The sequence below is a fragment of the Zobellella sp. DQSA1 genome (genome assembly GCF_041950555.1).
In the GTDB taxonomy this organism is placed as follows: Bacteria; Pseudomonadota; Gammaproteobacteria; order Enterobacterales; family Aeromonadaceae; genus Oceanimonas.
The window spans coordinates 3,474,309-3,500,676 of sequence record NZ_CP169531.1; the positions used below are offsets into that span (position 1 = coordinate 3,474,309).

Below are 26,368 nucleotides of genomic sequence, written 5' to 3' on the forward strand. Positions count from 1 at the left end.
CCCGTGGGTGGGCCTTATTCCTCGCGAAAAATGGTGACCTGGCTGAAGCCCAGTTTTCTGAAATACTCTTCACGAAAATCCTTCAGGGTCTTTCGGTCGTTGCGGCTGACGTTGGCCAACTGGGTTTCCATGCGACGGAACTCGGTCAGGTCCACCCCCTCTGCCGCCGCGATGGCATCATAGAGGCTGTGGTGTTTGTCGTTGGCGTAGCCGATTTCTTTCTGTTGCTTGCGGTAGTGGTAGCGGATGCGAAATGCCATTGGTGCTGTCCCCAGGGAAAAGACCATTGTCGCCGCAATGCCGGTCCCTACTCAAGCCCGCTCGCCGGACGGATTCCCATCCGTCCTCCATGGGCGCATAATGGATGGGAATGAAACGAACCTATGCCGCCCTTTCCGCTGCCGGCACCGGCAGACGAAACCTGTTGATACTGCTGCTGTTGCTGGGCATGGCTTTGCTTGCCTTCGTGTTGTTCAGCACCGCCCGCATGCAGGCCATAGAACAGATCCGCGAGCAGGCCGACGCCAATCTCAACCGCTATATCCTGAGCCTGCAGCACCAGCTCGACCGGCACAAGGACCTGCCCCGGCTGCTGGCCAGCCAGCAGCAGTTGATCGCCCTGCTGCAGGATCCGGACAATCCGCAGAAAACCGATCAGGCCAACCGCTACCTGGCCTGGGTCAACGACACCATGGGTGCCACCGACAGCTACCTGATCGGCAGCGACGGCATCACCCTGGCGGCCAGCAACTGGGACCAACCCCGCCCCTTCACCGGCAACGACTACAGCTTCCGCCCCTACTTCCAGCAGGCGATGGAAGGCGGCCCCGGGCGATACTTCGCCCTGGGCAACACCTCCCGGGTTCGAGGCTACTTTTTCTCCTACCCGGTGCGACAGGGCGAACACATCCTCGGGGTCACCGTGGTCAAGGTCGACCTCGAAGACGTAGAAGAAGACTGGAGCGATCCGCTGCAGGACATACTGGTGATGGACGAGGACGGGGTGATCTTCATCTCTACCCGCACCCACTGGCGCTTCCGTACCCTGGGCCATCTGCCGGAATACAGCCATGTCCTGGCCAGCCGTCATTACGGCAATCACGAACTACGGTCATTGCGGAGCCTCCCCTTCCGTCAACCGACCGGGGCCCTGGCCGGTCTGCTCACCGAAGACGATGTCGCCCGCATCAAAACCAGCCAGCGCTATGGCAATGCCCCGCTGCTGCCTCTGGATATCGTCCGCCGGGATACCACCGAACAGGGCGATCTGCTGCTGACCCTGATCGACCAGCCTCCCCAGGCCGAAGGCCTGGACCCGTTGCAAGCCGGGCATTACCTGCTGACCAGCCGGCTGCTGCCCGAGGCGGGCATGCGGGTGGCGGTGCTGGCCAGCCTGCGACCGCTGGAAGCCAGCATCTTCCGCACCCTGGCCGTCGGGCTGACGTTCTATCTGGTCCTTGCCGCCCTGGCGCTGTTCCTCGCCGCCCGGCACCGGCTGAAAAAACGCTACGAGGCCGAGCTGCAGCAGGCCCATGAAGCCCTGGAACAGCGCGTAAAACAGCGCACCCATGAGCTGACCGCAACCAATCTGCGGCTACAGCAGGAAATGGAGCAACACCACCAGACCCAGAACCAGCTGATCCAGACCGCCAAGCTGGCGGTGCTGGGCCAGCTCTCCGCCGGCATCAACCATGAACTGAGCCAACCGCTGACCGCCATTCGTCACTATGCGGATAATGGCCGAAAGCTGCTGACCCGGGGCAGGGCCGAAGCGGTGGCCACCAATCTGGAAGAAATCGCCGGCCTGGCCGGACGCATGACGTCCATATTGCAACCCTTGAAGGAATTCGCCCGCCAGAACGCCGATCTCGGCCAACGGGTCAACCTGCAGCACCTGCGACAGGGTGTCATGGTGATCATGGGCAGCCAACTGGAACAGCAGCATGCCCATATCGATTGGCCCCGGGATCTGGACAAGGTCTGGGTGCGGGGTGATATCGGCCGGCTGGAACAGGTGCTGGTCAACCTGATCAGCAATGCCCTGCAGGCCATGGCGGAACGGGAGGCTCCGCTGATCGAAGTCGACCTTGGTACCGACGGTGAGCAGGTTCGGCTGACGGTACGGGATCACGGCCCCGGACTGACCGAGGATACTCTGGCCCATGTCTTCGAGCCTTTCTACACCACCAAGCCCGCCGGGCTGGGATTGGGGCTGTCGATCTCCCACCGTATCGTCCAGAGTCTGGAGGGCACACTCGACGCCCATAATCATCCCCATGGTGGCGCCATCTTTACCCTGACCCTGGTGCGGGCCAGGGAGCACAAGCAGGAATCCCAATGAGCAACGAGCACAGCGTTATCCTGGTTGACGACGATCCCCATGTCCGGCTGTCGGCCGGCCAGACCCTGGAGCTGGAAGACCATAAGGTCATCGCCCTGGCCAGCGCCGAGCAGGCACTGGCGTTGATCGAACGGGACTTTTCCGGGGTACTGGTCACCGACATCAACATGCCGGGCATAACCGGGCTCGAACTGCTGCAGCAGGTCAAGGCGGTGGATGCGGACATTCCGGTGATCCTGATCACCGGCTTCGGCGACATTTCCATGGCGGTGAGCGCCATCCGCAACGGCGCATACGACTTTATCGAAAAGCCCTTCTCCGCCGACCTGCTGCTGGACGTGGTACACCGGGCCCTGGAAAAACGGGCCCTGACCCTGGAAAACCGCCAGCTGCGCCAGGAATTGCAGGCCCAGAGCGCCCCCGGCCCGCGCATCATCGGCAACACCCCCGCGGTCCAGCAGCTGCGCCGGCTGGTGCAGGCAGTGGCGGAAACCCCCGCCGACGTGCTGCTGATGGGTGAAACCGGCACCGGCAAGGATCTGCTGGCCCGCTATATCCACGAGCACAGCCCGCGCCGGGAGCGCAACTTCGTGGCCATCAACTGCGGCGGCATGCCCGAGACGCTGATCGAGTCCGAGCTGTTCGGCCACGAGAAAGGTGCCTTCACCGACGCCAAGGAACGGCGCATCGGCAAGCTCGAGCACGCCCACGGCGGCACCCTCTTCCTCGACGAGATCGAAAGCATGCCCATCAGCCTGCAGATCAAGCTGCTGCGGGTGCTGGAGGAACGGGCCATAGAGCGACTCGGCTCCAACAAGCTGATCCCTTTGGATCTGCGCATCATCGCCGCCACCAAGGCGGACCTCAAGGCCCAGGCGGAAGCCGGGGAGTTCCGCGAAGATCTCTATTACCGGCTGAACGTGGTGCGCATCGACATCCCGCCCCTGCGCGCCCGGGCCCAGGACATTCCCATGCTGTTCCAGCACTTCGCCCTGCTCGCCTCCGCCCTGTACGAACGGGAAATACCGCCGCTGTCGGCGGAACGGGTCCACAGCCTGATGAGCCATGACTGGCCGGGCAACGTGCGCGAGTTGCGCAACCTGGCGGAGCGCTACGTGCTGCTGGGCGAAGCCTGCACCTTCGACTTCGACGACAGACCCATCCTCGACCAGGAGCCCACCGCCCTGGGGCTGGCGGCCCGGGTCGACCACTTCGAGAAAACCCTGATCCAGGCCGAACTGGCCCGCCACGGCGGCTCCATCAAGGACACCCTGGAAAGCCTGCGGCTACCGCGCAAGACCCTGTACGACAAGATGAAGAAACACGGCCTGGACAAGAACGACTATAAGGCCGAACAGGGCTGATCGAGCACCAAGCTCGACCGTCACCGGGAGTCAATGGGCGGAATTCCCCCCATGGCTCCTACGCCACCCTCCACTTCGTCCCTCTCCCACCCGCATACGGCCTGCACCATCCCCGCTCCCCCCTCTTTTTCCCGCCCTCAGGGCGAAGCGCTCTTCACTCTACTATCCTGTTGCCAGTGGATGGAGGGGAAACCACCCATGGAAAAGCGGAAAATGGTGGATTTCCACCCATTCAGATCCGGAGAACAGGATAAAAGTTAGCCGGCCATTACGGTCAGCCGCCCTGATGTAACCATTTGGCAGTAAATAAAGGCACAAAGGTTAAATATGGCCTCCTTTTTGCAAACTAAACTTTAACAGTAACGCCAACTTGATCACCTTCCGACTACACGGAGTGAACAGTGGCAGGGAAAGCCGACCGGCCCACCACGGCCGGAGCAAAAACAGAGGTTAACGATGTCAAACGCCGAACAACAGCTCGACAGCCTCAGCCCCGAGGAGCGCAAGAAGCTCAAGGAGCTGATGGAGAAAGACGCCAAGACCGAGCGCAAGCTCACCGGGCCCTGGGCCTGGCTGGTGGCCGCCCTGGCCGCGGTGATGGTCGCCATCTATTTCTATGGTGCCGGGGTGGCGGCCCTCAGCACTCAGTACCATCTGGGCGTGTACGTGCTGATTACCTTCGTCCTGGTATTCCTGCTCTACCCCGCCGGCAGCCGCACCGCCCACGGCGGCTTGTCGCTCATCGCGGCCACCCTGCTGTCGGTGCTGGTCAGTTGCTTCTTTATCTTCGACTCGCCTACCGCCTTCTACCAGCAGGTAACGATGTTCCGGGAAACCTGGGAGTATGACGGCCTCGCCATGGCCATCAATCAGGATCTGGGCAAGCTGCACTACGGCCTGTGGCTGGTGTTGCCCTTCGCCGCCGTGCTGCTGCCACTGGATCAGTGGCTGAACCGGCGCAACCACAACAGTCCCACCGCCAGCGATGTGATCCTGGCGCTGATGGTGGCCGGTACCGTCATCTACTGGATCAGCCAGTTCGAGGCGCTCAACTACCGGGCCGGGGCAGAGAACGAGGTGGACATGCTGATCAGCATCGTCGGCCTGCTGCTGTCGCTGGAAATATGCCGCCGGGTACTGGGCTGGTCCATCACCCTGATCGGGGTAGCCATGATCTGCTTCGCCCTGTTCGGACCCTACCTGCCGGAGCTGTTCGCCCACCGGGGCTTCCGCTTCGAGCGCCTGGCTACCGCCCTCTTCCTCACCACCAACGGGGTGTTCGGGGTCATGGCCAGCGTGCTGGCCACCTATGTGATCCTGTTCATCTTCTTCGGGGCCTTCCTGCAGAAGTCCGGTGCCGGCAAGTTCTTCATCGACCTGCCCCTGGCCCTGGCCGGCCGCTCCACCGGCGGTCCGGCCAAGGTGGCGGTAATTTCCTCCGCCCTGTTCGGCTCCGTGTCCGGCTCCGCCATCGCCAACACCGTTTCCTCCGGCGCCTTCACCATCCCCATGATGAAGCGGGCCGGCTTCAAGCCCCATGTGGCCGGCGCCATCGAGCCCGCCGCCTCCATCGGCGGCATGTTCCTGCCCCCCATCATGGGCGCAGGCGGTTTCCTGATGGCCGAACTCACCGGCACCCCCTACTCCACCATCATGATATTGTCCATCGGGCCCGCCATCCTCTACTTCCTGGCGGTGTACTGCATGGTGCACTTCGAAGCCAAAAAACACGGCCTGGTGGGTATCCAGGGCGAAGAAATTCCCCACTGGAAGACGGTGTTCAAGGCCGGCTGGTACTACGCCCTGCCCCTGGTGATCATCACGGTGCTGCTGCTCAGCGGCCGCTCCGCCGGCAACTCCGCCTTCTGGGCCACCCTGTCCTGTATCGCGGTGAGCTGGGTCCACAAGGAAACCCGCATGGGCCCCAGGGAGATCTGGGAAGCCATCCAGACCGGCGCGCGCAACACCCTGATCGTCGGCGCCACCATAGGGGTGATCGGCGTCATCGTCGGCACCATCTCGCTCACCGGCATGGGCCTCAAGTTCTCCGATCTCATCATCTCCATGGCCGGCGACAGCCTGCTGCTGGCCATGGTGCTGGTGGCCATCGCCTCCCTGGTGCTGGGCATGGGCGTGCCGGTGACCGCCGCCTACCTGATCGTCGCCGTGCTGGCGGTGCCCGCCCTGGGCGAATTCGGCGTGGCCGCCATCGCCGCCCACATGATCGTGTACTGGCTGTCCCAGGACTCCAACATCACCCCGCCGGTGTGCGTGGCCGCCTACGCCGGCGCCGCCATCGCCGGCTCGGATCCCTGGAAGACGGGCTGGACCTCGTTCAAGTTCGCCAAGATGCTGTACGTGATGCCGCTGCTGTTCGCCTATGTGCCCGCCATCCTGCTGGACGGCACCCTGATGGAAATCATCGTGGCCTTCGTTTCCGCCACCCTGGGTACCATCGCCTTCGGCGCCTTCGCCATGGGTTACCTGCGTCGCCGCACCAGGCTGGTCGAATGGCTGCTGCTGGGGGCCGGTACCCTGCTGCTGTACTGGCCGACCCTCTGGTCCGATGCCGCCGGCCTGCTGGTGGTTGCCCTGGTGTGGTGGCTGCAGCGGGAAGGCAGCACCGCCCCGGCGGCCAAAGTCAACCACTCCAACGCCAGTTGAGGACGTCACCATGACCCAAATCCAGTTAATCGTCTACGCCACCGACTTCTCCGAAGGCTCGGCCCATGCGGCCGAGCTGGCCAGCCAACTGACCCGGCTACATGGTGCCCGCCTGCATCTGCTGCACGTGATCACCGAACTGCACGACCGGCAATGGCGCGGCATTCCCGGTGGCCTGATGGAAGAGCTTGCCCGGGAGATCAAGACCCAGGCAATAACCGACATGCACGGTTTCGCACAGCGCTTCTTCGGCAATTTCGAAGGCGAACTGACCACGGACGTGGTGATCGGCCCCGCCGCCGAGGAGATCCTCGCCCAGGCCGAGGCTCTTGGCGCCAACCTTATCGTGATGGGTACCCACGGCCGCAGCGGAGTGGAAAAGCTGCTGGTCGGCTCCACCACCGAGCGGCTGATCCGCAAGTCCATGATTCCCGTATTAACTGTACCCGAGCGCGGCTGACCGGTCCGCTCCCCCTTCTCGAAGGAAGACCGCGAGAAACCATAACAAAGAGGAAACCACCATGATGTTGAAGCAACTGTTCAAACCTTCCAAGGCGCTAGCCTCCCTGACCATCGCCGCCGTGGCGGCCTTTGGCATGAACGCCACCGCCCAGGCCCAGACCGAACGCCTGGCCTTCTCCGGCGGCCCCGACGGCGGTACCTTCCAGTACTTCTCCAACGGTATCGCCACCCGGATGTCGCGCGCCATGGAAGGGGTGGAAGTATCCAACATGGCGTCCGCCGGCTCGGTGGAAAACCTGCGCCGGGTCAATTCCCGTGACGCCGATTTCGGCATCGTCTACTCCGGCGACATGTTCCTGGGCTTGCAGGGCAAGCTGACCAACGACACCCGCCAGTACCGCAACGCCCAGGCCATTTCCTATCTGTACGGCGCCCCGGCCCACCTGATTGTGCTGGACGGATCCGGCATCACCGACGTGGCCCAACTGGCCGGCAAGAGCGTGGCCGTAGGCCCGGCCGGCTCCGGTGCCGCAGCCTCCGCCCAGCGTTTCTTCGAGGGTGTCGGCCTGTGGGACAAGATCACGCCTCAGTACATCGGCTACAACCAGGGCGCCTCCGCCCTGGGGGATCGCCAGATTGACGCCCTCTGGGTATTCGCCGGCTTCCCCAACGCCTCGGTCATCCAGGCCGCCTCCAGCAACAAGGTACGCCTGCTGCAGGTGAACGAGGCCGCCGAAAAAGGCACACTGTTCAGCGATCATCCCTACTATGCCGCCGTCACCATTCCCTCCGGTACCTACCCGGGCGTGGACTACGACGTGGTCACCATCCAGGACTCCGCCCTCTGGGTAGCCGGCCGTCACCTGTCCGAAGAGATGGTGTACAACAGCCTGAAAGAGATCTACTCCGAGGAAGGCCTGCAGTTCATGTACTCCGTCTCCCAGGCCGCCGAAGCCATGACCATGGAAGACGGTATCCTGGGTATCGTGACCCCGTTGCACGACGGTGCCAAAAAGTTCTGGACCGAGCAAGGCAAGACCCTGAGCAGCACCCAGCAATGACCTTTCAGGCTCCGTTAGCCTTTTCCGCCCCGCTTCGATAGCGGGGTTTTTTTATTAAGGGCGTGAGCGAGCTCCCGCTTTGCCCGCCCCGCTATTGGTCCGACCATCACCCTGGCGTTATAACAATAGTTCAACATCAAGTAACCATTTATCCGAACAGGTGGAGCTGTGTATCCTTTCAGGCTTGGTATCGGCGGCCGGCTTGTTCTGGCGTTTCTGCTGCTGGCCGCCATCACCCTGCTGGCGGCGGGACTCTCCTATCGCAGCAGCAGCGAACTGGAGGCCCGGCTGCAGCAACTGCGGGAAACCAGTATAGGGGTGCTCTACGCCGCGTCCCGACTCAACGACCAGAGCCGACAGGTGGTGGCCATGGTACCGCAACTGGTCAGCGCCGAGTCCCGCACCGAGCGGGAGCGAGCCCGCCAGGGCCTGGATCTGGCACTGAACAGCATGGAAGACTGGATGCGCCACCTGCCGGACTACAACCGCTACTTTATCGAGATCACCGATCAGATCCGCAACAGCGTCGAACTGCTCGACGCCACCGTGATCCGTCGGGAACAGCTGGCCTGGGAAAGCCAGCAGCGGCGCCAATTGCTGTATCCGCTCTACCTCCAGGCCAGCGACGCCCTGCAGGCCCTGCAGGCCCGGTCTTCCGAGCCCGAGCTGGCCATCATGCTGCAAACCATCAACTACCTCGCCGCCCTGGCGGAAAAAATCGCCAACGACACCAGTTTCAATGAACTGGACTACACCTTCCTGCGACTGGAGGAGATGGCCGATCGACTCAGCCAGCAGACCCTCCCCCTGCCAGAGCCCGGACGCCAGTCACTGGAGCTGCTATTGAACCTGGTGTCCCGGGACGGCCCGCTGTTCCGGCTGAAGAACGAAGAGCTGGATCTGCGCTACCAGGAACAGTTCCTGGTGACCAACAGCCAGCGCCACGTACGCCAGCTCGCTACCCAGATAGCCCACTACAGCGAGACCGCCAACCGCCAGGTGGATACCGATATCGCCCAGTCCGCCCATACCGTGGCCCGGGCCAGCCATGCCACCCTGCTGCTGTCCCTGCTCAGCCTGGTGCTGGTGGCCGGCATCTCCTGGCTCTATGTCAGCCGCAATGTACTGGCCCGGATCGCCCGGCTGCAGCACAACATGAGGGCCATCGCCAGCGGCCGGCTGGATACTCCCATCCGCATCCGCGGCCGGGATGAGGTGACCGGCATGGCCCGGGATCTGCGCCACTTCCAGCTGACCGCCCTGCGGGCGGAGCGGGCCCGCCAACGCCTGGCCCGCGAAATCGAAGACAGGCTCCATGCCGAGCGCCAGTTGCGCCTGACCCAGGAAGAACTGATCCAGGCCGGCAAGCTCGCCGCCCTGGGCCAGCTCAGCGTGGCCATCACCCACGAGATCAACCAGCCGCTCAACGCCATGAGTACCCAGTTGCATTCGGTGGGCCGCTACCTGGCCCGCAACGAAGCGGACAAGGTCGAACAGGGCCTGGGCAAGCTGCGCCATTTGCTGGACAAGGCCGGTACCATTACCCGCCACCTGCGCAGTTTCGCCCGCAAGGCCGACAGCCGGCTGTCGCCGGTGGCTCTGGCGGCGGTGGTGGAAGCGGCGGTCGAACTGCTACAGCCCAGGTGGCGCGGGGTAGCGCTGCGCATCGAGGGGGATCCCGAGGCGCAGGTACAGGCCGAAGCCATCCGGCTGGAGCAGGTGCTGGTCAACCTGCTCGGCAACGCGCTGGATGCACTGGAGGGGCGGTCCTCGCCCAGGGTGCACATCCACTGGCGGCAGTACCAGGATCAGGTACAACTCTGCCTGGAGGACAACGGCTGCGGAATTCCCCCCGAGCAGATGGAGCAAATTTTCGATCCTTACTACACCACCAAGGCCCCGGGCAAAGGCCTGGGGCTGGGCCTGGCCATCAGCTACAACATCATGCAGGACCTGGGCGGCCAAATTCGCCTGAGCTCCACCCCCGGCCGGGGCACCACCTTCAACCTGCGTTTCAACAGGGCATAACCATGGAAATACTGCTGATCGACGACGAAGCCATGGTCAGGGACAGCCTGACCGAAATGCTGGAACTCGAAGGCTTCAAGGTCTGTGCCTTCGCCGATCCCCGCCGGGCCCTGGCCGAGCTGAAGCCGGGGCGCGAGGCGGTGCTGCTCACCGACGTGCGCATGCCGGAACTGGACGGCCTGGCCTTGCTGCAACTGGTGCAGGCCAGGGACAGGGAACTGCCGGTGATCCTGATGAGCGGCCACGGCGACATTCCCATGGCGATCCAGGCGATGAAGGAAGGCGCCTACGACTTCCTGGAAAAACCCCTGCAGCCCGAGGCGTTGCTGGAACGGCTGCACCAGGCCATGGAGCAGCGCCGCCTGAGCCTGCACCGGCAGCCCCCGCACGACGGCGAAGATGCCCTGGCACGCACCTTGCTCGGCCAGTCCGCCCCCATGCAACGCGTGCGGGAACAGATCCGGGTACTGGCCGCCGCCCACGTCGATACCCTGATCTACGGTGAAACCGGTACCGGCAAGGACGTGGCGGCCCGCGCCCTGCACGATGCCAGCCCCCGGCGGGACAAGCGCTTCGTGGCCATCAACTGCGGCGCCATGCCCGAGCACCTGCTGGAGAGCGAGCTGTTCGGCCACGAGGCCGGCGCCTTTACCGGCGCCCAGCGCCGCCACATCGGCAAGATAGAGGTAGCCCACTACGGCACCCTGTTCCTGGACGAGATCGAGAGCATGCCCCTGGCGGCACAGATCCGCCTGCTGCGGGTGCTGCAGGAGAGGACCATAGAACGGGTCGGCGGCACCACACCCATACCGGTCAGGATCACCGTGATCGCCGCCAGCAAGGCGGATCTGGCCGAGCTCAGCGAGCAGGGTCGCTTTCGCGCCGATCTCTACTACCGGCTCAACGTGGCCTGCCTGCACCTGCCCCCCCTGCGCGAACGCAAGGAAGATCTGGCCGAGCTGTTCCAGTTCCACGCCCGGCAGGCGGCGGACAAGTATCAGCGCCCCCTGCCCGGCCTCAGGCCCAGCCAGCTCGCCCGCCTGGAGCGGCATGACTGGCCCGGCAACGTGCGCGAGCTGCGCAACGTGGCCGAGCGTTTCGTGCTGGGCGTGGCCGGCGAGGGACTGAACCTGGACCAGCCCGAGCCCCCCGCCGAAGGCGGTGCCGACTTCGAACGGCAGCTCGAAGGCTACGAGCGCCGGCTTATTATGGACAGCCTGCGCCGCCACGAAGGCCAGCTCAACAAGGCCGCCGAACACCTCAACCTGACTCGCAAGACCCTCTACCGCAAGATGAAAAAGTACCAATTGGACAAATGGGACTACCGCGGCTGAACCTCCCCGGACTTTGGGACAGCCCTGTCCCAAAGTCCTCCTCGCTCGTCATCATAACTTCATAACAACATGAAATATAAAGATAAAAAATAATGGCATCGATTTTGCCATAGGAAGTTGGCCCAAACGGGCATTCACCTATGGACTCAATTAACGATGAAGGACTGACATCATGACCAAAACCGCGCTGAGCGGCCTGCTGGCCACCACCCTGCTGTGCTCCCCCTGGCTGCAGGCCGAACAGATAGTCGTGGCTCACCGGGGCGCCTCCGGCTACCTGCCGGAGCACACTCTGGCGGCCAAGGCCCTGGCCTACGCCATGAAACCCCATTACCTCGAGCAGGATCTGGTGATGACCAAGGATGACCGCCTGGTGGTGCTGCACGATCACTACCTGGACAGGGTCAGCGACGTGGCCGAACGCTTCCCCGGCCGCGCCCGGGAAGACGGCCGCTACTACGCCATCGACTTCACCCTGGACGAAATTCGCCAGCTGCGGGCCACCGAGGTATTCAACCAGGACGAAGAGGGCAAGCAAAGCGCCGTCTACCCCGGGCGCTTTCCCCTGTGGCAGTCCAGCTTTCGCATTCCCACCTTCGAGGAGGAAATCGAGCTGATCCAGGGCCTGAACAAGAGCCTGGGCTACGACATCGGCATCTATCCGGAGATCAAGGCACCCTGGCTGCATCACCAGCACGGCAAGGACATCGCCGGTGCCACCCTGGAGGTACTCAAACGCTACGGCTACACCGGGCGGGACAGCAAGGTCTACCTGCAGACCTTCGACTACAACGAGCTCAAGCGTATCAAGGAGCAGTTGCTGCCGGAATTCGGCATGGACATCAAGCTGGTGATGCTGCTGGCCCACACCGACTGGGGCGAAACCTTCGAGCAGGACGCCCAGGGGCGCTGGGTTCCCTATGACTACGACTGGATGTTCGAACCCGACGCCATGGCCACCCTGGCCCGGCACGCGGACGGCGTCGGCCCCTGGATGCCGATGGTGGTGGCCGACGGCTCCACCCCCGGCAACATAGAGCTGACCGGCCTGGCGGCTCGGGCCCAGGCAGCCGGGCTGGAGGTGCACCCCTACACCCTGCGCCTGGATGAGGGTCGGCTGCCCGCCTACGCCGAAAGCTTCGAGCAGTTGCTCGACGTCTTCTACAACCAGGCCAGGGTGGACGGGGTCTTTACCGACTTTCCCGACAAGGCCGTCGCCTTTTTGAAACAGCAGGCGAAGTAAAACAGCAGCGGTATCAGTCAGCGCCGGTTTAGAGTCTTTGACTACTCGGCCAAAGCGCACTATTCCGCCAACACACCGCAACCCCCTCCCTGGGGGCTCCGCCGCGCCGCCCATGGCGCGGCGGGTCGGAGGAATAGCACCCTTTGCCCCCACGCCTGTGGGGCACGACCATCAGACCACGGCGATGCCTAGAAGGGGTAACAGAGTGCTTCATTGAAAGAACAGAGCGCCCTGTCAACAAATAGCAAGGGACAACCCTGTCCCTTTTTAACAAAAACGGCGGGACAGGGCTGTCCCAAAGCCGGTTATCAAATCAAGACGAAAAAGTTAAAACATTGAAAATAAAAGATTAAAAATATTGGCATCCATATTGCCTCAAGAAAAAGGCAACATCGGGCACCGCCCATACGGAATAACCGACAAGATAAGGACGAAAACCATGACCAAAAACCTGATTACCGGCCTGCTGGCCTCTGCCCTGCTCGGCTTCGGCGTCGCCGCCCAGGCCCAGGACTGCCCCCGCGGCGTGCTCGACGACATGTACTGCGACAGCAACGGCGACATGGTGGCCGACACCCCCGCCGATCCCAAGCAGTGGAAGGATCCGGGCACCCTGGTGTTCACCTATACCCCGGTGGAGGATCCCGCCGTTTACCGCGACGCCTTCGCCGACTTCCAGAACTACCTGGCGGAAAAAACCGGCAAGAAGGTGATCTACTACTCGGTGCACTCCAACTCGGCCCAGGTCGAGGCCATGCGCTCCGGTCGGCTGCATATCGCCGGCTTCTCCACCGGCCCCACCGGCTACGCGGTCAACCTGGCCGGTTACGTGCCCATCGCCGTCAAGGGTACCGAAGCGGCCTTCCAGGGCTACAACCTGGTGATGCTGGTGCGCGCCGACAGCGACATCCAGACCATGGACGACGTAAAGGGCAAAACGGTGGCCCACACCGCCGTGTCCTCCAACTCCGGCAACCTGGCGCCCCGTGCCCTGTTTCCACTGATCGGCCTGACGCCGGACGAAGACTACAAGGTGGTCTACTCCGGCAAGCATGACCAGTCGGTGATGGGCGTGCTGTCCGGCGACTACGACGCCGCCCCCGTGGCCTCCGACGTCTACGACCGCATGGTCGAAGCCGGCCGGGTCAAGGGCGAGGACTTCCGCACCATCTACACCAGTGCCCGTTTCCCTACCTCCGCCTTCGGCTATGCCCACGATCTGCACCCGGATCTGGTGGCCAATATTAAGGACGCCTTCGACAGCTACCGCTTCCCGGCGGAGATGCAGGAGACCTTCGGCGGCGCCGATCGCTTCTATCCCATCACCTACAAGGAAGACTGGCAGATCATCCGCGACATCGCCCACGCCACCGGCACCGCCTATACCAAGAACGGCCTGCAACAGCTGGCGGAAAAAGAAGCCGCCGACGCCGCCAAGCAGCGGGCCGAAGCCTTGGCGCAACAGGCCCAGCAGTAACCGCCATCCCGTTTAACCCATAGTGACATCACCACGGCTGTGCCTGCGGGCACAGCCTGCGGATCGCCATTGCCCGAATAACCCGATAATCAGCAAGGAAGAACGAGATGACCACCTCCTATCTGCAAATCAAGCAGCTCAGCCACGCCTATACCCCGGGCAAGCCGATACTGCGCCAGATCGACATCGACATCACCGAACCCGGCATCATCGCCATCATCGGTCCCTCCGGCACCGGCAAGAGCACCCTGCTGCGCTGCATCAACCGGCTGATCACCCCCAGCCAGGGCCAGATCCTGTTCCAGCAGGCGGATCTGGCGGCGGCCAAGGGCAAGGAACTGCGCCGGCTGCGCCGCCACATCGGCATGGTGTTCCAGGAATACAACCTGGTGGAGCGGCTGACGGTGCTGGAAAACGTGCTCACCGGCCGGCTCGGCTACATGTCCGCCTGGCAGGCCTGGCGCAGGAACTTCGCCCGGGAGGATCTGGATCGGGCCTTCGAGCTGCTGGAAAAAGTGGGCCTGGTCGACTTCGCCATGCAGCGGGCCGACAGCCTGTCCGGCGGCCAGCGCCAGCGGGTGGGCATCGCCCGTGCCCTGATGCAGAACCCCTATATCCTGCTGGCGGACGAGCCCACCTCGTCGCTGGATCCCAAGACGGCGGTGGAGATCATGGAACTGATGGACACCCTGGCCGCCAGCCAGGGCATTCCCACCCTGGTCAATATCCACGACGTCAAACTGGCCCAGCGCTTCGCCCGGCGCATGATCGGCATGAGCGGCGGCCAGGTGGTGTACGACGGCGAGCCCGCCGGCATCACCGACGCCCATCTCAAGCAGATCTACGGGGGTGAATCATGGCTGGTGTAAACCGACCCAATCCCTTCCAGCAAAGCTGGACCATCCGCCTGGCCTGGCTGGCGGTCGCCGCCTACGTGATTTACGGCTTCGGCGCCATGGATCTCAACTGGGCTCGTTTCGTCGACGGCCTGGGCCACGGCAGCCGCCTGCTGGGCCGGATGTTCCCGCCCAACTTCGATCGCTGGGAAATCCTGCTGCACGATCTGATCGAAAGCCTGCAAATCGCGGTGATCGCCAGCGTGGTCGGCATTTTCATTTCCCTGTTCGTGGGCCTGCTCGCCGCCCGCAACCTGATGCCCACCCTGGTGACCTCGCCGGCGCGGGTACTGATCGCCGTGTGCCGAACCTTCCATCCGGTGATCATCGCCATCCTTTTCGTCAAGGCGGTGGGCTTCGGTGCCCTGGCCGGCATCCTTACCCTGGTGGTGGCTTCGGTGGGCTTTATCGCCAAGCTGTTCGCCGAGGCCATAGAGGAAATCTCGCTCAAGCAGGTAGAGGCCATCCGCGCCACCGGCGCCGGCTTCGTCAGCGTTATCCTGTTCGCGGTGCTGCCCCAGGTGTTCTCCCGCTTTATCGGTTTTTCCACCTACCAGCTCGACTCCAACCTGCGCAACTCCACCATGGTCGGCCTGGTGGGCGCCGGCGGCCTGGGCGGTACCCTGTTCGCCGCCTTCCAGCGCTTCGACTACGACTTCGTTACCGCCATCCTGCTGACCATCATCGCCCTGATCCTGGTGGGCGAGGCCTTGTCCAACGCGGCACGGAGGATATTCCAATGAGCAGCCACACCCAGTTGATGGAGCAACCACCCATGTCCCAACCCCAGCGTCACTGGCAGCGTTTCACCCCGCTGCAGCGCCTGAGCCGCTACCTGGTTTACCTGGTGATCGTCTCCGCCTTCGTGATCTCGGTACGCACCGTGGAAGTGATCCCCGAGTTCCTGTTCGATGCCCCTCAGCAAATGGCGGACATGTTCGCCCGCATGTGGCCGCTGGAATGGGCCGCCTACCCGGCGACCATCCATGGCGCCCTGATGGAAACCCTGCACATCGCCACCCTGGGCACCCTGCTGTGCCTGCTGCTGGCGGTGCCGCTGGCACTGCTCAACGCCGGCAACGTGGTCGCCTCGCCCTGGCTGAACTGGCTGGCCCGCTTCTTCCTGGTCAGTTCCCGCTCGGTCAACTCCCTGGTGTGGGCGCTGCTGTTCGTGGCGGTGTTCGGCCCCGGGGTGATCGCCGGGGTGCTGGCGGTGGCCTTACGCTCGGTGGGCTTCGTCGGCAAGCTGCTGGCGGAAGCCATCGAGGAAATCAACATGGGTTCCATCGAGGCACTGCGCGCCACCGGCGCCTCCACCGCCAGTGTGCTGCTCAAGGGCTACTGGCCCCAGGTGATGCCGGCCTTCTTCAGCATAGTGCTGTTCCGCTGGGACATTAACGTGCGCGAGTCGGCGGTGCTGGGGCTGGTGGGTGCCGGCGGCATAGGGGTGGTGCTGAGCGACGCCATGAACCTGTTCATGTGGGAACGGGTGGCGACGGTGCTGCTGAGCATACTGGTGGTGGTGCTGCTGGCCGAGTGGCTGGTGGTACAGGTACGCAAGAGGTTGCTGTAATGACGCTGAACAATCGTTACCTGGTGCTGCGCCACGGCCACAGCCTGGCCAATCAGGCCCGCCTCATCATCAGCCATCCCAGGCAGGGCGAGGCCGGCTACGGCCTCTCCCCCCAGGGACAGGCGCAGGTGGCCTGCACCCTGGCGAACTGGCCCTTCGCCCGGCCGGATCGCATCGTCAGTTCGCCCTTCGCCCGGGCCAGGGAAACAGCCGAGCTGGCCGCCGCCCGCTTTCTCTGCCCCCTGGGCGAGGACATCGCCCTGCGCGAGCGCTTCTTCGGCGAGCTGGACGGCGGCCCGGACCTGCGCTATCCGGACGTGTGGCAACAGGACGAGCTGAGCCCGGATCACCATTACGCCGGGGTCGAGAGCCTGACCCAGGTGGCCGAACGCGGCTGGCGGCTAATCGAGCGGCTGGAACGGCAGTACCATGACCAGACCCTGCTGCTGGTGAGCCATGGCGATACCCTGCAGATACTGCTGACCCGGGCCCTGGGGCTGCCCCTCGGCCGTCACCGGGAGCTCAAGCCGTTGGCCACCGCCGAAGTCAGGGAAATGCCGGGGCTGGCCCTGGCACTGTAGTCGAAGGGGCCCGGCTATACTGAGAGTCATCCACCGTACAGCCGGACGCCACGATGTTGCACACTTCCACCGAGCACGACGCCATTCTCGACGCCGCCCTCCACCTTGCCCTGCACAGCTCCTGGGAAGCCTTCAGCCTGCAGGATCTGGCCGAGGCGCGGGAGCTGACCCTGGCCGATATCGCCCGCCATTTCCGCTCCAAGGACGATATGGCCGAGGCCCTGTTCGACCGGGCCGACGCCGCCATGCTGGGCCTGCCCCCGGACGAGGATGAAGCCCTGGCGGAACGCCTGCTGATCCGCATCATGGCCTGGCTGGAATACCTGGCCCCCTACCGGCGTCTGGTACGGGAAATGCTGGCCTACAAACTGGAGCCGGGCCATTTCCACCTGCAGGCCCACGGCATCACCCGAGTCAGCCGCACCGTGCAGTGGTTCGTCGAGGCCGCCCGGTGGCGACCGACCGGCGTCGGCCGCATCCTGGGAGAGCTCACCCTCACCTCCATCTACCTCACCGCCGTGGCCAGCTTCCTGGTGGACGGCAGCGACCACCTCAACACCACCCGCACCCTGCTGCGCGGCCTGCTGGACAGGGCGACCCGGGCCTGCCCCCGGTGCTGAGCGGCTATGGACGGCCTGACCCATGCCCTGCTCGGCGCCACCCTGGCGCAGCTGCCCTCACCGCGCCACTGCCCCCTAAAGCGAGGCCAGCGGCTGGGGGTCGGCGCCCTGGGCGGCCTCTTCCCCGACATCGACTACCTGCTCTTCCCCTGGTGGCCGCTGGAGTTCCTCGCCTACTGGCACCAGGGGCCGACCCATTCCCTGCTGCTGGCCCCGCTCTGGGCCGGCCTGCTGGCCCTGGCCTTGATGGTTCACCCCACCCTGCGCGCCCGGGGCCGCTGGCTGTTCCTGCTGAGCCTGGTCGGCGTCCTCTCCCACGATCTGCTCGACGCCCTCACCGGCTACGGCACCCAACTGTTCTATCCGCTGAGCACAACCCGCTTCAGCGCCGACCTGCTGTTCGTGGTCGACGGCTATTTTACCCTGCTGCTGGCCTTCTGCCTGGCGGTGCTGTACCGGCGCCCGGGGCGACGGCTCGTCCTGCTGCCGCCGCTCCTCTACCTGGGCCTGCTGCTCGGCCTGAAGCAACTGGCCCTGTACCAGGGAGGCACCTCCGTGGCCATTCCCCAGCCTTTTTCTCCCCTGCACTGGCAGTTGATCGATCCCCAACGCCAACGGTTGCTCTACCTGCGGCTGGCACCGGACCCCATCGCCAGCCGGTTTTCGTCCTGGCTGGGCTATCCCGGCTGGCAGCAGGGCTACCAGGCCGGACTCTGGGCCCAGTGGCAGCCCTATGGCCTGGGCAGCCCAGACCCGATCTGGCAGGAGGCAGTGGAGCAGGTATGGCGGCACCCGGATTTTCGGCCCTTTCGCGACTTCGCTCGCTATCCCTATCTGTACCGGCTGGAGCAAGACCTGCACGAGCGCTGTGTCTGGTTCAGCGATCTGCGCTACGACTGGCCCGCCCTGCCGGCCAGCTTCCGCTACGGCATGTGCCGCCAGGCCGATGGCGACTGGCAGCTGTACCGGATGCGCTATCTCAGCGAGCGGCAACGCCAGCAGCTGTAGGCCCGGCGGGTCAGAAGTTGGCGGTTACGGCCCTTCGCCGGCACCGCCCTGGAGCTTAGCGCTGTCGTGACCATGGACAACGGGGCCTGTTTGGGACTAGATTTTAACGGTCAAGAACATCCGCGACGCCCAGGGAAGGGACTTGCCCACCGCCAAGGTCCGGCAGGAAAGCGTCCTTTTTTCAACACGGGAACATCATATGAACACCTTACGCCTGGCGCCCTTGGCGCTGCTGTTTGCCTTTACCCTGAGCGCCTGCTCCGATGAGCAGACTTCCTCCGAGCAAGCCACCCTGTCCGGCAGCCTCGGCTATCTGCCACGTATCGCCCTGCCGGACGACGCCCGGGTGACGGTGGCACTGCAGGATGTGAGCCTGGCCGATGCCCCCGCCGAGACCCTGGCGGAGCAGAACTTCGATACCGAAGGCCGGCAGGTGCCGCTGCCCTTCAGCCTGAACTACGATCCCGAGGCCATCGACCAGCGCCACCGCTACGCGGTGCGCGGCGAGATCCGGGACGGTCAGGGCACGCTGCTCTGGACCACGGCCGAGCACTACGGGGTGCTGACCCAAGGCCAGCCGAGCGACAACATCGAGATCCGGCTGGAACAGGTTCGGGCAGCGCCGGCCGGCCCCACCACGGTGGTGTACCGCTGCACCCCGGAACAGGGCGAGCCCTTCGAATTCGTGGCCCAATATCATGACGGCCGGCTCGGCCTCTGGCTGCCGGACAGCTTCGAGTTGCCCTACCAGGAGCTGCCCCAGGTGATCTCTGCCAGTGGCGCCCGTTTCGAGAACGAGCATGCCCTGGTCTGGAGCAAAGGCAACACCGCCCTGCTGGAAGTCGGTGAGCAAAGCTACAGCGATTGCGTCGAAGACAGAGCCGCCGGCCTGCGGGAAGAGGCCCGCCTGCGCGGCGTAACCCTGCGGGCCACCGGCAACGAGCCCGGCTGGTTGCTGGAAGTAAGCACCGGTCAGCAGATCCGCTTCAGCTACAATTACGGCGAACACCAGCTGGTACTGCCCAATCCGGAAACCCTGGACGACGACGCCGGTTACCGGGCGGCCAGCGCCGATCACCGGCTCGAGGTCAGCGTCAGCCAGGAAGGCTGCCAGGACGATATGAGCGGCGAGGAGTTCCCCTACCGGGTCGTGGTCACCCTGGACGGCCAGGACTATCGCGGCTGCGGCAGCAAGCTGAACTGAACAGTCCTTAGCCTGGAGCATGGGCCCCGGCGGGCCCATTGCCGTAACATCCCCTTCCGTTCCCTTGGGCAGTTCCCGCTGAAATCAGTTAACATACTGTCATTACTTGTCTTTTTTGGTAGCCCTTTCCCGTGATCACCGTTGAGCGCAAAGACGGCTTTTCCCTGAAGATATCCCGTATCCTGCGGGAGGCCACCGAGCACAAGCTGGATCTCTACCTCTTCATTCCCGGCGAGCTCGGGCTCAACAGCCATGTGGTGCCGGAAGAGGAGTTCTATCACGGCGCCATCCACGTCAAGCGTACCTACTTCAGCGACCGCCAGCACCTGCCCCTGGTGCACAGCCGCCTGGCCCGCAGGGGCAAGCTCACCACCGAGCAGTACCGGCTCAGCCTCAGCCTCTATGCCTACCAGTACGTGGTCGGCCTGGAGCAGTCCTGCCACGAACTGCGCAACAGCAAGGACGCGGCCGGCCGGGAAGAAGTGGAGGAAGTCATCACCCTGGCCGAGGACATCCTCAAGCGGCTGCGCCGCAACGTGCCGACGGACGAGACCCTGCTCAAGTATTACGCCAATATAGACAACTACCTGTCCTGGTTCACCGAGCAGCGGCTGCTGTCGCTGGTGGCCCATCTGCCTCGCCACGACGACTACAAACTGCTCAAGCCCCGGCTGCTGGATGCCTGCGGCGCCGAGCGGCAGTACCGGGAATCCCGACAGTACAACTCCAGCCACAGCAGCGAGGCGCTGTCGCGCATCTCCAACAAGATGCGGCTGCTGCGAAGGCTTATCGAATACCCGGTGACCCTCAAGGAAAAGACCCGGGAGCTGGGCGGCGGCGAACAGAAGCTGCTCAAGGCCGGGGTCACCGCCGTGGTGATGACCACGGTGTCGCTCGCCGCCTTCGAGGTGCGCGAGACCCTGGGCGGCATCTCGCTGATGGTGATCTTCGCCCTGGCCCTGCTCTACGCCCTGCGGGAGATCTTCAAAGACGATCTGCGCAACACCCTGTGGCGCTGGCTGCGCAAAGGCCGGCCCAAGTGGCGGCGGCAGTACTTCGACGTGCACAGCAACCAGTTGGTCGGCCGCCAGCTGGAATGGTTCGACTACCAGTCGCCTTCCCGTCTGGATGCCGCCATCAAGGCCGCCCGGCGGGCTAATGTCAGCCAGCGGGAAGAGGTGATCATGCACTACGGCAGCCACTCGCGCATGCTGCCGACCCGCTTCCTGAGCGGCTACGAGCAGACCCGGGAAAGCCTGCAGTTGGATCTGGCCCTGCTGGCCCGGCTGATGGAAAAGGGCTCCCACCACGTCTACCAGCTCAAGGACAACCAGGTTAACCGCCAGCCGGTGGAGAAACGCTACCTCATCAACCTGGTCACCCGCGAAGTGCAGGGCCAGCAGCCACCGGTGATCCAGCGCTGGAAGGTGGTGATGAGCCGTTCCAAGATAGTGGAAGTGGAGGAAATTCCCCAGCCGGGCAAAGGCAGCGATTGAGCGCCTGCTAACGTCCCGCATGAGTGATGGTATACTGCCGCCTTTGCGTAATCAGGCGGATGGCATGAACGTGATGGGCCTTGAACACGGCAAACGGACAACGGGTACCCGGCCGGGCCCTGGTCGGTGGCTGGCCGGGCTGGTCCTGCTCTGGCTGGGAACGGCCTGGCAGACCGGCGCCCAGGATGGCGTGATCCGGGTGGGCGGCGACCTCAACTATCCCCCCTACGAGTTCCTCAACGAGCAGGGGGAGCCCGACGGTTACAACACCGAGCTGACCCTGGCCATCGCCGAGGTGATGGGCATGAAGGTGGAGATCGAGCTCGGCCACTGGCCACAGATGCGCCGGCGCCTGCTCGACGGCGAGCTGGACGTGCTGCAGGGCGCCGTCTTCTCCCCGGAACGGGCCCGCTGGTTCGCCTTCTCCCCGCCCCACGCGCTGATCAACCACTCCCTGTTCGCCCGCAAGGGCGAAGCCGCGGAGATCACCCTGGCCGATCTGGCCGGCCGGGAGGTGATAGTGCAGCGGGACAGCATCATGCACGAGCAACTCAACCGACTGGCCCCCAATGCCCTGGCCGTGCCGGTCGACACCCATTCCAACGCCCTGCGGCTACTGGCTTCCGGCCAGCACGACTTCGCCCTGGTGGCCAACCTGCCCGGCCTCTATCTCGGCCGGGAGCTGGAACTGTCCAACCTGGCGCCGGTGGGCCACCCCTTCCCGCCCCATCGCTACGGCTACGTGGTGAACCGGGGCAACGAGGCGCTGCTGGCCCGCTTCAGCGAGGGGCTGGCCATCCTCAAGAACACCGGCCGTCAGCAGGCCCTCTACGACAAGTGGCTGGGTCCGCTGGAAAGCCCGGGCCTGCCCTGGAAGAAAATCGGCCTGGGCGCCGCCCTGGTCTCGCTGCTGCTGCTATTGGTGCTGGGCGCCATCATGGCTTGGAACCGGACGCTGCGCCGGGAGGTGGACCGCCGCAGCCAGGCGCTGGAACGTCAGCAGCAGCAGTTGTTGCAGGCCGACAAGATGGCTTCCCTCGGCATCCTGGTGTCGGGGGTGGCTCACGAGATCAATAACCCCAGCGGCCTGCTGTTACTCAACCTGCCGGTGTTGAAGGAGGCCTACCAGGATGCCGAGGAGATCCTGGAGGAACGCTACCACCGGCACGGCGACTTCTATCTGGGCGGCCTGCCCTACAGCCGCATGCGCGACGAGATCCCGGCCATGCTGGACGACATGCTCACCAGCGCCGACCGCATCCGCCGCATCGTGGACGACCTGCGCGACTTCGCCCGCCAGGGACCGAGCGAGCTCAACGAAACCGTGGATCTCAACCGGGTGGTGGCCACCGCCATCCGCCTGACGGACACCAGCATCCGCCAGGCCTGCCACCGCTTCGAGGTGAGTTACGACGAGCGGCTTCCGCCCTTTCGGGGCAACGGCCAACGCATCGAGCAGGTGGTGATCAACCTGATCGTCAACGCCTGCCAGGCGCTCACCAGTCCCGAGCAGGGCATCAGGGTGAGCACCCGCTACCGGGCCGGCTCCCATGAACTCAGCCTGGAAGTCCGCGACCAGGGCCGGGGCATAGCGCCGGAACACCTGTCCCGACTGCGGGATCCCTTTTTCACCACCAAACGCGAGCAGGGCGGCATCGGCCTGGGCCTGGCCGTGTCCTCCGGCATAGTGCAGGAGCACGGCGGCCGGCTGGAATACGACTCCACCCCCGGCCAGGGCACCACCGCCATCCTCACCCTGCCCGCGCTTAAAGGAAACCAGAGTGATCACCAATAACCGCTATCCCAGCTTCGGGGTGCTGCTGGTGGACGACGAAGCCCCCTTCCTGCGCAGCCTGAGCATCGCCCTGGAGCGCCAGGGCATCAACCACCTTTACCGCTGTACCGACAGCCGCGAGGTGATGGCCACCATCGCCCGCGAGCCCATTGGCCTGGTGCTGCTCGACCTGACCATGCCGCACCTGTCCGGCGAGGAACTGCTCGCACGCATCAAGGAGGAGCATCCCGACATCGGCGCCATCATCATCAGCGGCCTGAACCAGCTGGAAACGGCGGTGAACTGCATCCGTCTCGGCGCCTACGACTACTTCGTCAAAACCATGGAGGAAGACCGGCTGATCGGCGGCATTCGCCGCGCCATCCAGACCCAGGAGATGAGCCAGGAAAACCAGGAGATGCGCCGCCGCTTCCTCACCGACACCCTGGAAAAGCCCGAGGTATTCGCCGACATCGTCACCCAGGACAAGAGCATGAGATCCGTGTTCCAGTACCTGGAGGCCATCTCCGCCAGCCGTCAGCCGGTGCTGATCTGCGGCGAGAGCGGGGTGGGCAAGGAACTGATCGCCCGGGCCATCCACCGCCTCGGCGGTGCCGAAGGACCCATGGTCAGCGTCAACGTGGCCGGACTGGACGACAACGTCTTCGCCGATACCCTGTTCGGCCACCACCGCGGCGCCTTTACCGGCGCCGATCGGGCCCGGGCCGGCATGATCGAGCAGGCCGCCGGCGGTACCCTCTTCCTGGATGAGATCGGCGATCTCAGCCAGGCCTCCCAGGTCAAGCTGCTGCGCCTGCTGCAGGAGAGCGAGTATTATCCCCTCGGCAGCGACAGGCCCAAGCGGCTTCGGGCCCGCATCGTGGTGGCCACCCATCAGGATCTGGCCAGGAAGCAGCAGGACGGCGGCTTTCGCAAGGACCTCTACTACCGCCTGCGCATCCACCAGGTGGAGATACCGCCCCTGCGCCGGCGCAGGGGCGATCTGCCCCTGCTGCTGGCCCACTTCCTGGCCGAAGCGGCCGAAGAGCTGGGCAAGGCGGTGCCGACCCTGCCCAAGGAGCTGCCGGTACTGCTCGCCAACTACGAGTTTCCCGGCAATGTGCGCGAGCTGCGCGCCCTGGTGTTCGACGCCATGAGCCGGCACCGCAGCCATATGCTGTCGATGGAAGTCTTCCGCCAGGCCCTGGGCCAGGACGGCCCGACACAGCAGGACGAGCCGGATCAACCCCTGTTCGGCCAGTTCGACACTCTGCCCACCCTGCAGCAGGCGGGCGAACTGCTGGTGGCCGAGGCCATGCGCCGGGCCCAGGGCAACCAGTCTTTGGCCGCCCGGTTGCTCGGCATCTCCCAGCCGGCCCTGAGTAAACGACTGAAGAAAAGCGGCGGGGAGGGCTGACCCGCTCAAACCCCTATAACCAGGGTTAAGGTTATAACCAGGGAATGAACATTATCTCATTGATAAAAAAGGATTTGATAAAAACCCCTGGTAGCTCATAACCCTGGCTATACCCCTTCCCTGCCGGTGCCACCGCCAGCCTCCAGTAATTTAATCCTTTGGCAACAGATAGTTAAACATAAAAACAAAACTTGGCATCTTACTTGCTCATACCTGAGACGCGGTACTGACCGCCCGCCTCCGGGCTTTCCGGCCATGGCGGCCTCAGTTCAGGCATCGTACGAGGATGCCGTTTTGCTCTTCCACATCGGATATGGAGAATCCACCTGATGACAACCGACAAGAAAAGACTGTCCCTCACCAGCCGCGTTCTGCTAGGCATGAGCCTGGGCATACTGGCCGGCTTTATCTTCCGCACCCTGCTGGCGGACGTCGCCCTGGTGCACGACTACCTGATCAACGGCCTGCTTCATGTGGGCGGCAAAATCTTTATCGCCAGCTTGAGCATGCTGGTGGTGCCCCTGATCTTCGTGTCCCTGGTGTGCGGCACCAGCTCGCTGAAGGATTTGTCCACCCTGGGTCGCCTGGGCGGAAAAACCCTGGCCTTCTACCTGGCCACCACCGCCATCGCCATCTCCCTGGCGCTGCTGATGGGCACCCTGTTCCAGCCGGGCCAGGGCGTGGATCTGACCACCACCAGCACCTTTGCCGCCCGGGAAGCCCCGTCCCTGGGTGAGGTGTTCATCGGCATGTTCCCCACCAACCCCATCAATTCCATGGCCCAGGGCAACACCCTGCAGATCATCGTGTTTGCGGTGCTGTTCGGCATCGCCATCAGCCTGGCGGGCAAGCCGGGCGAGCGTATCGCCGCCTTCTTCACCGACGTGAACGAAGTGATCATGAAGCTGGTGACCCTGCTGATGAACATCGCCCCCTACGGCGTGTTCTGCCTGATGGCCCAGCTGTTCACCACCCTGGGGCTGGACGCCATCATCAATCTGGGCGAATACTTCCTGGTGGTGGCCGGCACCCTGGTGCTGCACGCCCTGGTGACCTACGGCCTGATGCTCAAGACCTTTACCGGCCTGAGCCCGCTGACCTTCCTGAAGAAGATGGAAGACGCCATCATGTTCGCCTTTTCCACCGCCTCTTCCAACGCCACCATACCGGTGACCATGGAGACCACCACCCGCCGCATGGGGGTGGAAAACCGGGTTGCCTCCTTCACCGTGCCCCTGGGCGCCACCATCAACATGGACGGCACCGCCATCATGCAGGGGGTGGCCACCGCCTTTATCGCCCAGGCCTTCAACATCGACCTGACCTTCGGCGACTACCTGATGGTGATCATGACCGCTACCCTGGCCTCCGTCGGTACCGCCGGCGTGCCCGGCGTGGGCCTGATCATGCTGGCCATGGTACTGAACCAGGTCGGCCTGCCGGTGGAAGGCATCGCCCTGATCATCGGTGTCGATCGCCTGCTCGACATGATCCGCACCGCGGTCAACATCACCGGCGACTCGGTAGTGACCTGCATCGTGGGCAAGAGCGAAGGCGCCATGGACGTGGCCCGCTTCAACGACCCCCATTCCGGCGAGAAGGAAGAGGAAATCCGCTTCCCGCGCCGCGACGGCGGCACCGCCACCGAGACCTCAACCAGCAGGGCCTGACAGGCCTCGCCACGCAAAACCGGCGCCCCAGGGCGCCGGTTTCATTTTAACGGCAAAGCCACTATCCCCTTTTCATTTTGGAACAACAGCGTTCCAACCGCGCTCATCCGGTAGCGGATGAATAATGGCCTTCGCCGCTATCTCTGCCCCTGGAG

The 26,368-nt window shown here is 64.1% G+C and carries 21 protein-coding genes; 20 read left to right on the forward strand and 1 reads right to left on the reverse strand.

The window, feature by feature from the left end; all coding sequences use genetic code 11:
- Positions 1 to 14: 14 nt before the first annotated feature.
- Complete coding sequence (locus tag ACEVBK_RS16645; RefSeq protein ID WP_202083462.1) at positions 15 to 260, reverse strand: DUF2960 domain-containing protein; 246 nt, start codon at positions 258 to 260, stop codon at positions 15 to 17.
- Between the two features lie 110 nt (positions 261 to 370).
- Here ACEVBK_RS16645 and ACEVBK_RS16650 point away from each other — a divergent pair, with 110 nt between their 5' ends.
- From ACEVBK_RS16650 to ACEVBK_RS16745, 20 genes are all read left to right on the forward strand, one after another.
- Entirely contained in the window at positions 371 to 2,341 is a 1,971-nt protein-coding gene (locus ACEVBK_RS16650) for an ATP-binding protein (protein ID WP_375056014.1), read from the forward strand.
- Positions 2,338 to 3,705: a sigma-54-dependent transcriptional regulator gene (locus ACEVBK_RS16655; protein ID WP_375056015.1), complete on the forward strand. Its 1,368-nt coding sequence runs from the start codon at positions 2,338 to 2,340 to the stop codon at positions 3,703 to 3,705. The genes ACEVBK_RS16650 and ACEVBK_RS16655 overlap by 4 nt, the downstream gene beginning before the upstream one ends.
- Before the next feature lie 456 nt (positions 3,706 to 4,161).
- The gene (locus ACEVBK_RS16660) at positions 4,162 to 6,369 is read left to right on the forward strand and encodes a TRAP transporter permease (protein ID WP_375056016.1); all 2,208 of its coding nucleotides are present in this window, start codon (positions 4,162 to 4,164) and stop codon (positions 6,367 to 6,369) included.
- 10 nt (positions 6,370 to 6,379) lie between these two features.
- On the forward strand, positions 6,380 to 6,829 hold the full coding sequence (locus tag ACEVBK_RS16665) for a universal stress protein (RefSeq protein WP_375056017.1): 450 nt from the start codon (positions 6,380 to 6,382) through the stop codon (positions 6,827 to 6,829).
- Positions 6,830 to 6,890: 61 nt separating this feature from the next.
- Positions 6,891 to 7,892, forward strand: coding sequence for a TAXI family TRAP transporter solute-binding subunit (locus tag ACEVBK_RS16670; protein WP_375056018.1), 1,002 nt, complete (start codon positions 6,891 to 6,893; stop codon positions 7,890 to 7,892).
- 168 nt (positions 7,893 to 8,060) lie between these two features.
- Positions 8,061 to 9,920 (forward strand): ATP-binding protein, encoded by a 1,860-nt coding sequence (locus tag ACEVBK_RS16675; protein WP_375056019.1) that lies wholly within the window; start codon positions 8,061 to 8,063, stop codon positions 9,918 to 9,920.
- Between the two features lie 2 nt (positions 9,921 to 9,922).
- Positions 9,923 to 11,254 (forward strand): sigma-54-dependent transcriptional regulator, encoded by a 1,332-nt coding sequence (locus ACEVBK_RS16680; RefSeq protein WP_375056020.1) that lies wholly within the window; start codon positions 9,923 to 9,925, stop codon positions 11,252 to 11,254.
- A 172-nt stretch (positions 11,255 to 11,426) separates the two neighbouring features.
- Complete coding sequence (gene glpQ / locus ACEVBK_RS16685) at positions 11,427 to 12,497, forward strand: glycerophosphodiester phosphodiesterase (protein ID WP_375056021.1); 1,071 nt, start codon at positions 11,427 to 11,429, stop codon at positions 12,495 to 12,497.
- A 439-nt stretch (positions 12,498 to 12,936) separates the two neighbouring features.
- Positions 12,937 to 13,974: a phosphate/phosphite/phosphonate ABC transporter substrate-binding protein gene (gene phnD / locus ACEVBK_RS16690; protein WP_375056022.1), complete on the forward strand. Its 1,038-nt coding sequence runs from the start codon at positions 12,937 to 12,939 to the stop codon at positions 13,972 to 13,974.
- 107 nt (positions 13,975 to 14,081) lie between these two features.
- Complete coding sequence (gene phnC / locus ACEVBK_RS16695; RefSeq protein WP_375056023.1) at positions 14,082 to 14,843, forward strand: phosphonate ABC transporter ATP-binding protein; 762 nt, start codon at positions 14,082 to 14,084, stop codon at positions 14,841 to 14,843.
- Positions 14,831 to 15,613 carry a phosphonate ABC transporter, permease protein PhnE gene (gene phnE / locus ACEVBK_RS16700; protein ID WP_375056024.1) on the forward strand — a complete coding sequence of 261 codons (783 nt, stop codon included), beginning with the start codon at positions 14,831 to 14,833 and terminating at the stop codon, positions 15,611 to 15,613. Before phnC ends, phnE (ACEVBK_RS16700) begins: the two co-directional genes overlap by 13 nt.
- Positions 15,610 to 16,443, forward strand: a complete 834-nt coding sequence (gene phnE / locus ACEVBK_RS16705) for a phosphonate ABC transporter, permease protein PhnE (RefSeq protein WP_375056025.1) — start codon at positions 15,610 to 15,612, stop codon at positions 16,441 to 16,443. Before phnE (ACEVBK_RS16700) ends, phnE (ACEVBK_RS16705) begins: the two co-directional genes overlap by 4 nt.
- Positions 16,443 to 17,024: a histidine phosphatase family protein gene (locus tag ACEVBK_RS16710; RefSeq protein ID WP_375056026.1), complete on the forward strand. Its 582-nt coding sequence runs from the start codon at positions 16,443 to 16,445 to the stop codon at positions 17,022 to 17,024. Before phnE (ACEVBK_RS16705) ends, ACEVBK_RS16710 begins: the two co-directional genes overlap by 1 nt.
- A 53-nt stretch (positions 17,025 to 17,077) precedes the next feature.
- Positions 17,078 to 17,644, forward strand: a complete 567-nt coding sequence (locus ACEVBK_RS16715) for a TetR/AcrR family transcriptional regulator (protein ID WP_375056027.1) — start codon at positions 17,078 to 17,080, stop codon at positions 17,642 to 17,644.
- Between the two features lie 6 nt (positions 17,645 to 17,650).
- Entirely contained in the window at positions 17,651 to 18,652 is a 1,002-nt protein-coding gene (locus ACEVBK_RS16720) for a metal-dependent hydrolase (protein WP_375056028.1), read from the forward strand.
- Between the two features lie 199 nt (positions 18,653 to 18,851).
- Positions 18,852 to 19,856: a YbaY family lipoprotein gene (locus tag ACEVBK_RS16725; RefSeq protein ID WP_375056029.1), complete on the forward strand. Its 1,005-nt coding sequence runs from the start codon at positions 18,852 to 18,854 to the stop codon at positions 19,854 to 19,856.
- A 131-nt stretch (positions 19,857 to 19,987) separates the two neighbouring features.
- Complete coding sequence (locus ACEVBK_RS16730) at positions 19,988 to 21,352, forward strand: hypothetical protein (RefSeq protein WP_375056030.1); 1,365 nt, start codon at positions 19,988 to 19,990, stop codon at positions 21,350 to 21,352.
- Between the two features lie 19 nt (positions 21,353 to 21,371).
- Positions 21,372 to 23,147 (forward strand): transporter substrate-binding domain-containing protein, encoded by a 1,776-nt coding sequence (locus ACEVBK_RS16735; protein WP_375056031.1) that lies wholly within the window; start codon positions 21,372 to 21,374, stop codon positions 23,145 to 23,147.
- Entirely contained in the window at positions 23,134 to 24,543 is a 1,410-nt protein-coding gene (locus ACEVBK_RS16740) for a sigma-54-dependent transcriptional regulator (RefSeq protein WP_375056032.1), read from the forward strand. The genes ACEVBK_RS16735 and ACEVBK_RS16740 overlap by 14 nt, the downstream gene beginning before the upstream one ends.
- 329 nt (positions 24,544 to 24,872) lie before the next feature.
- Positions 24,873 to 26,213 carry a dicarboxylate/amino acid:cation symporter gene (locus ACEVBK_RS16745; protein WP_375056033.1) on the forward strand — a complete coding sequence of 447 codons (1,341 nt, stop codon included), beginning with the start codon at positions 24,873 to 24,875 and terminating at the stop codon, positions 26,211 to 26,213.
- Positions 26,214 to 26,368: the final 155 nt, after the last annotated feature.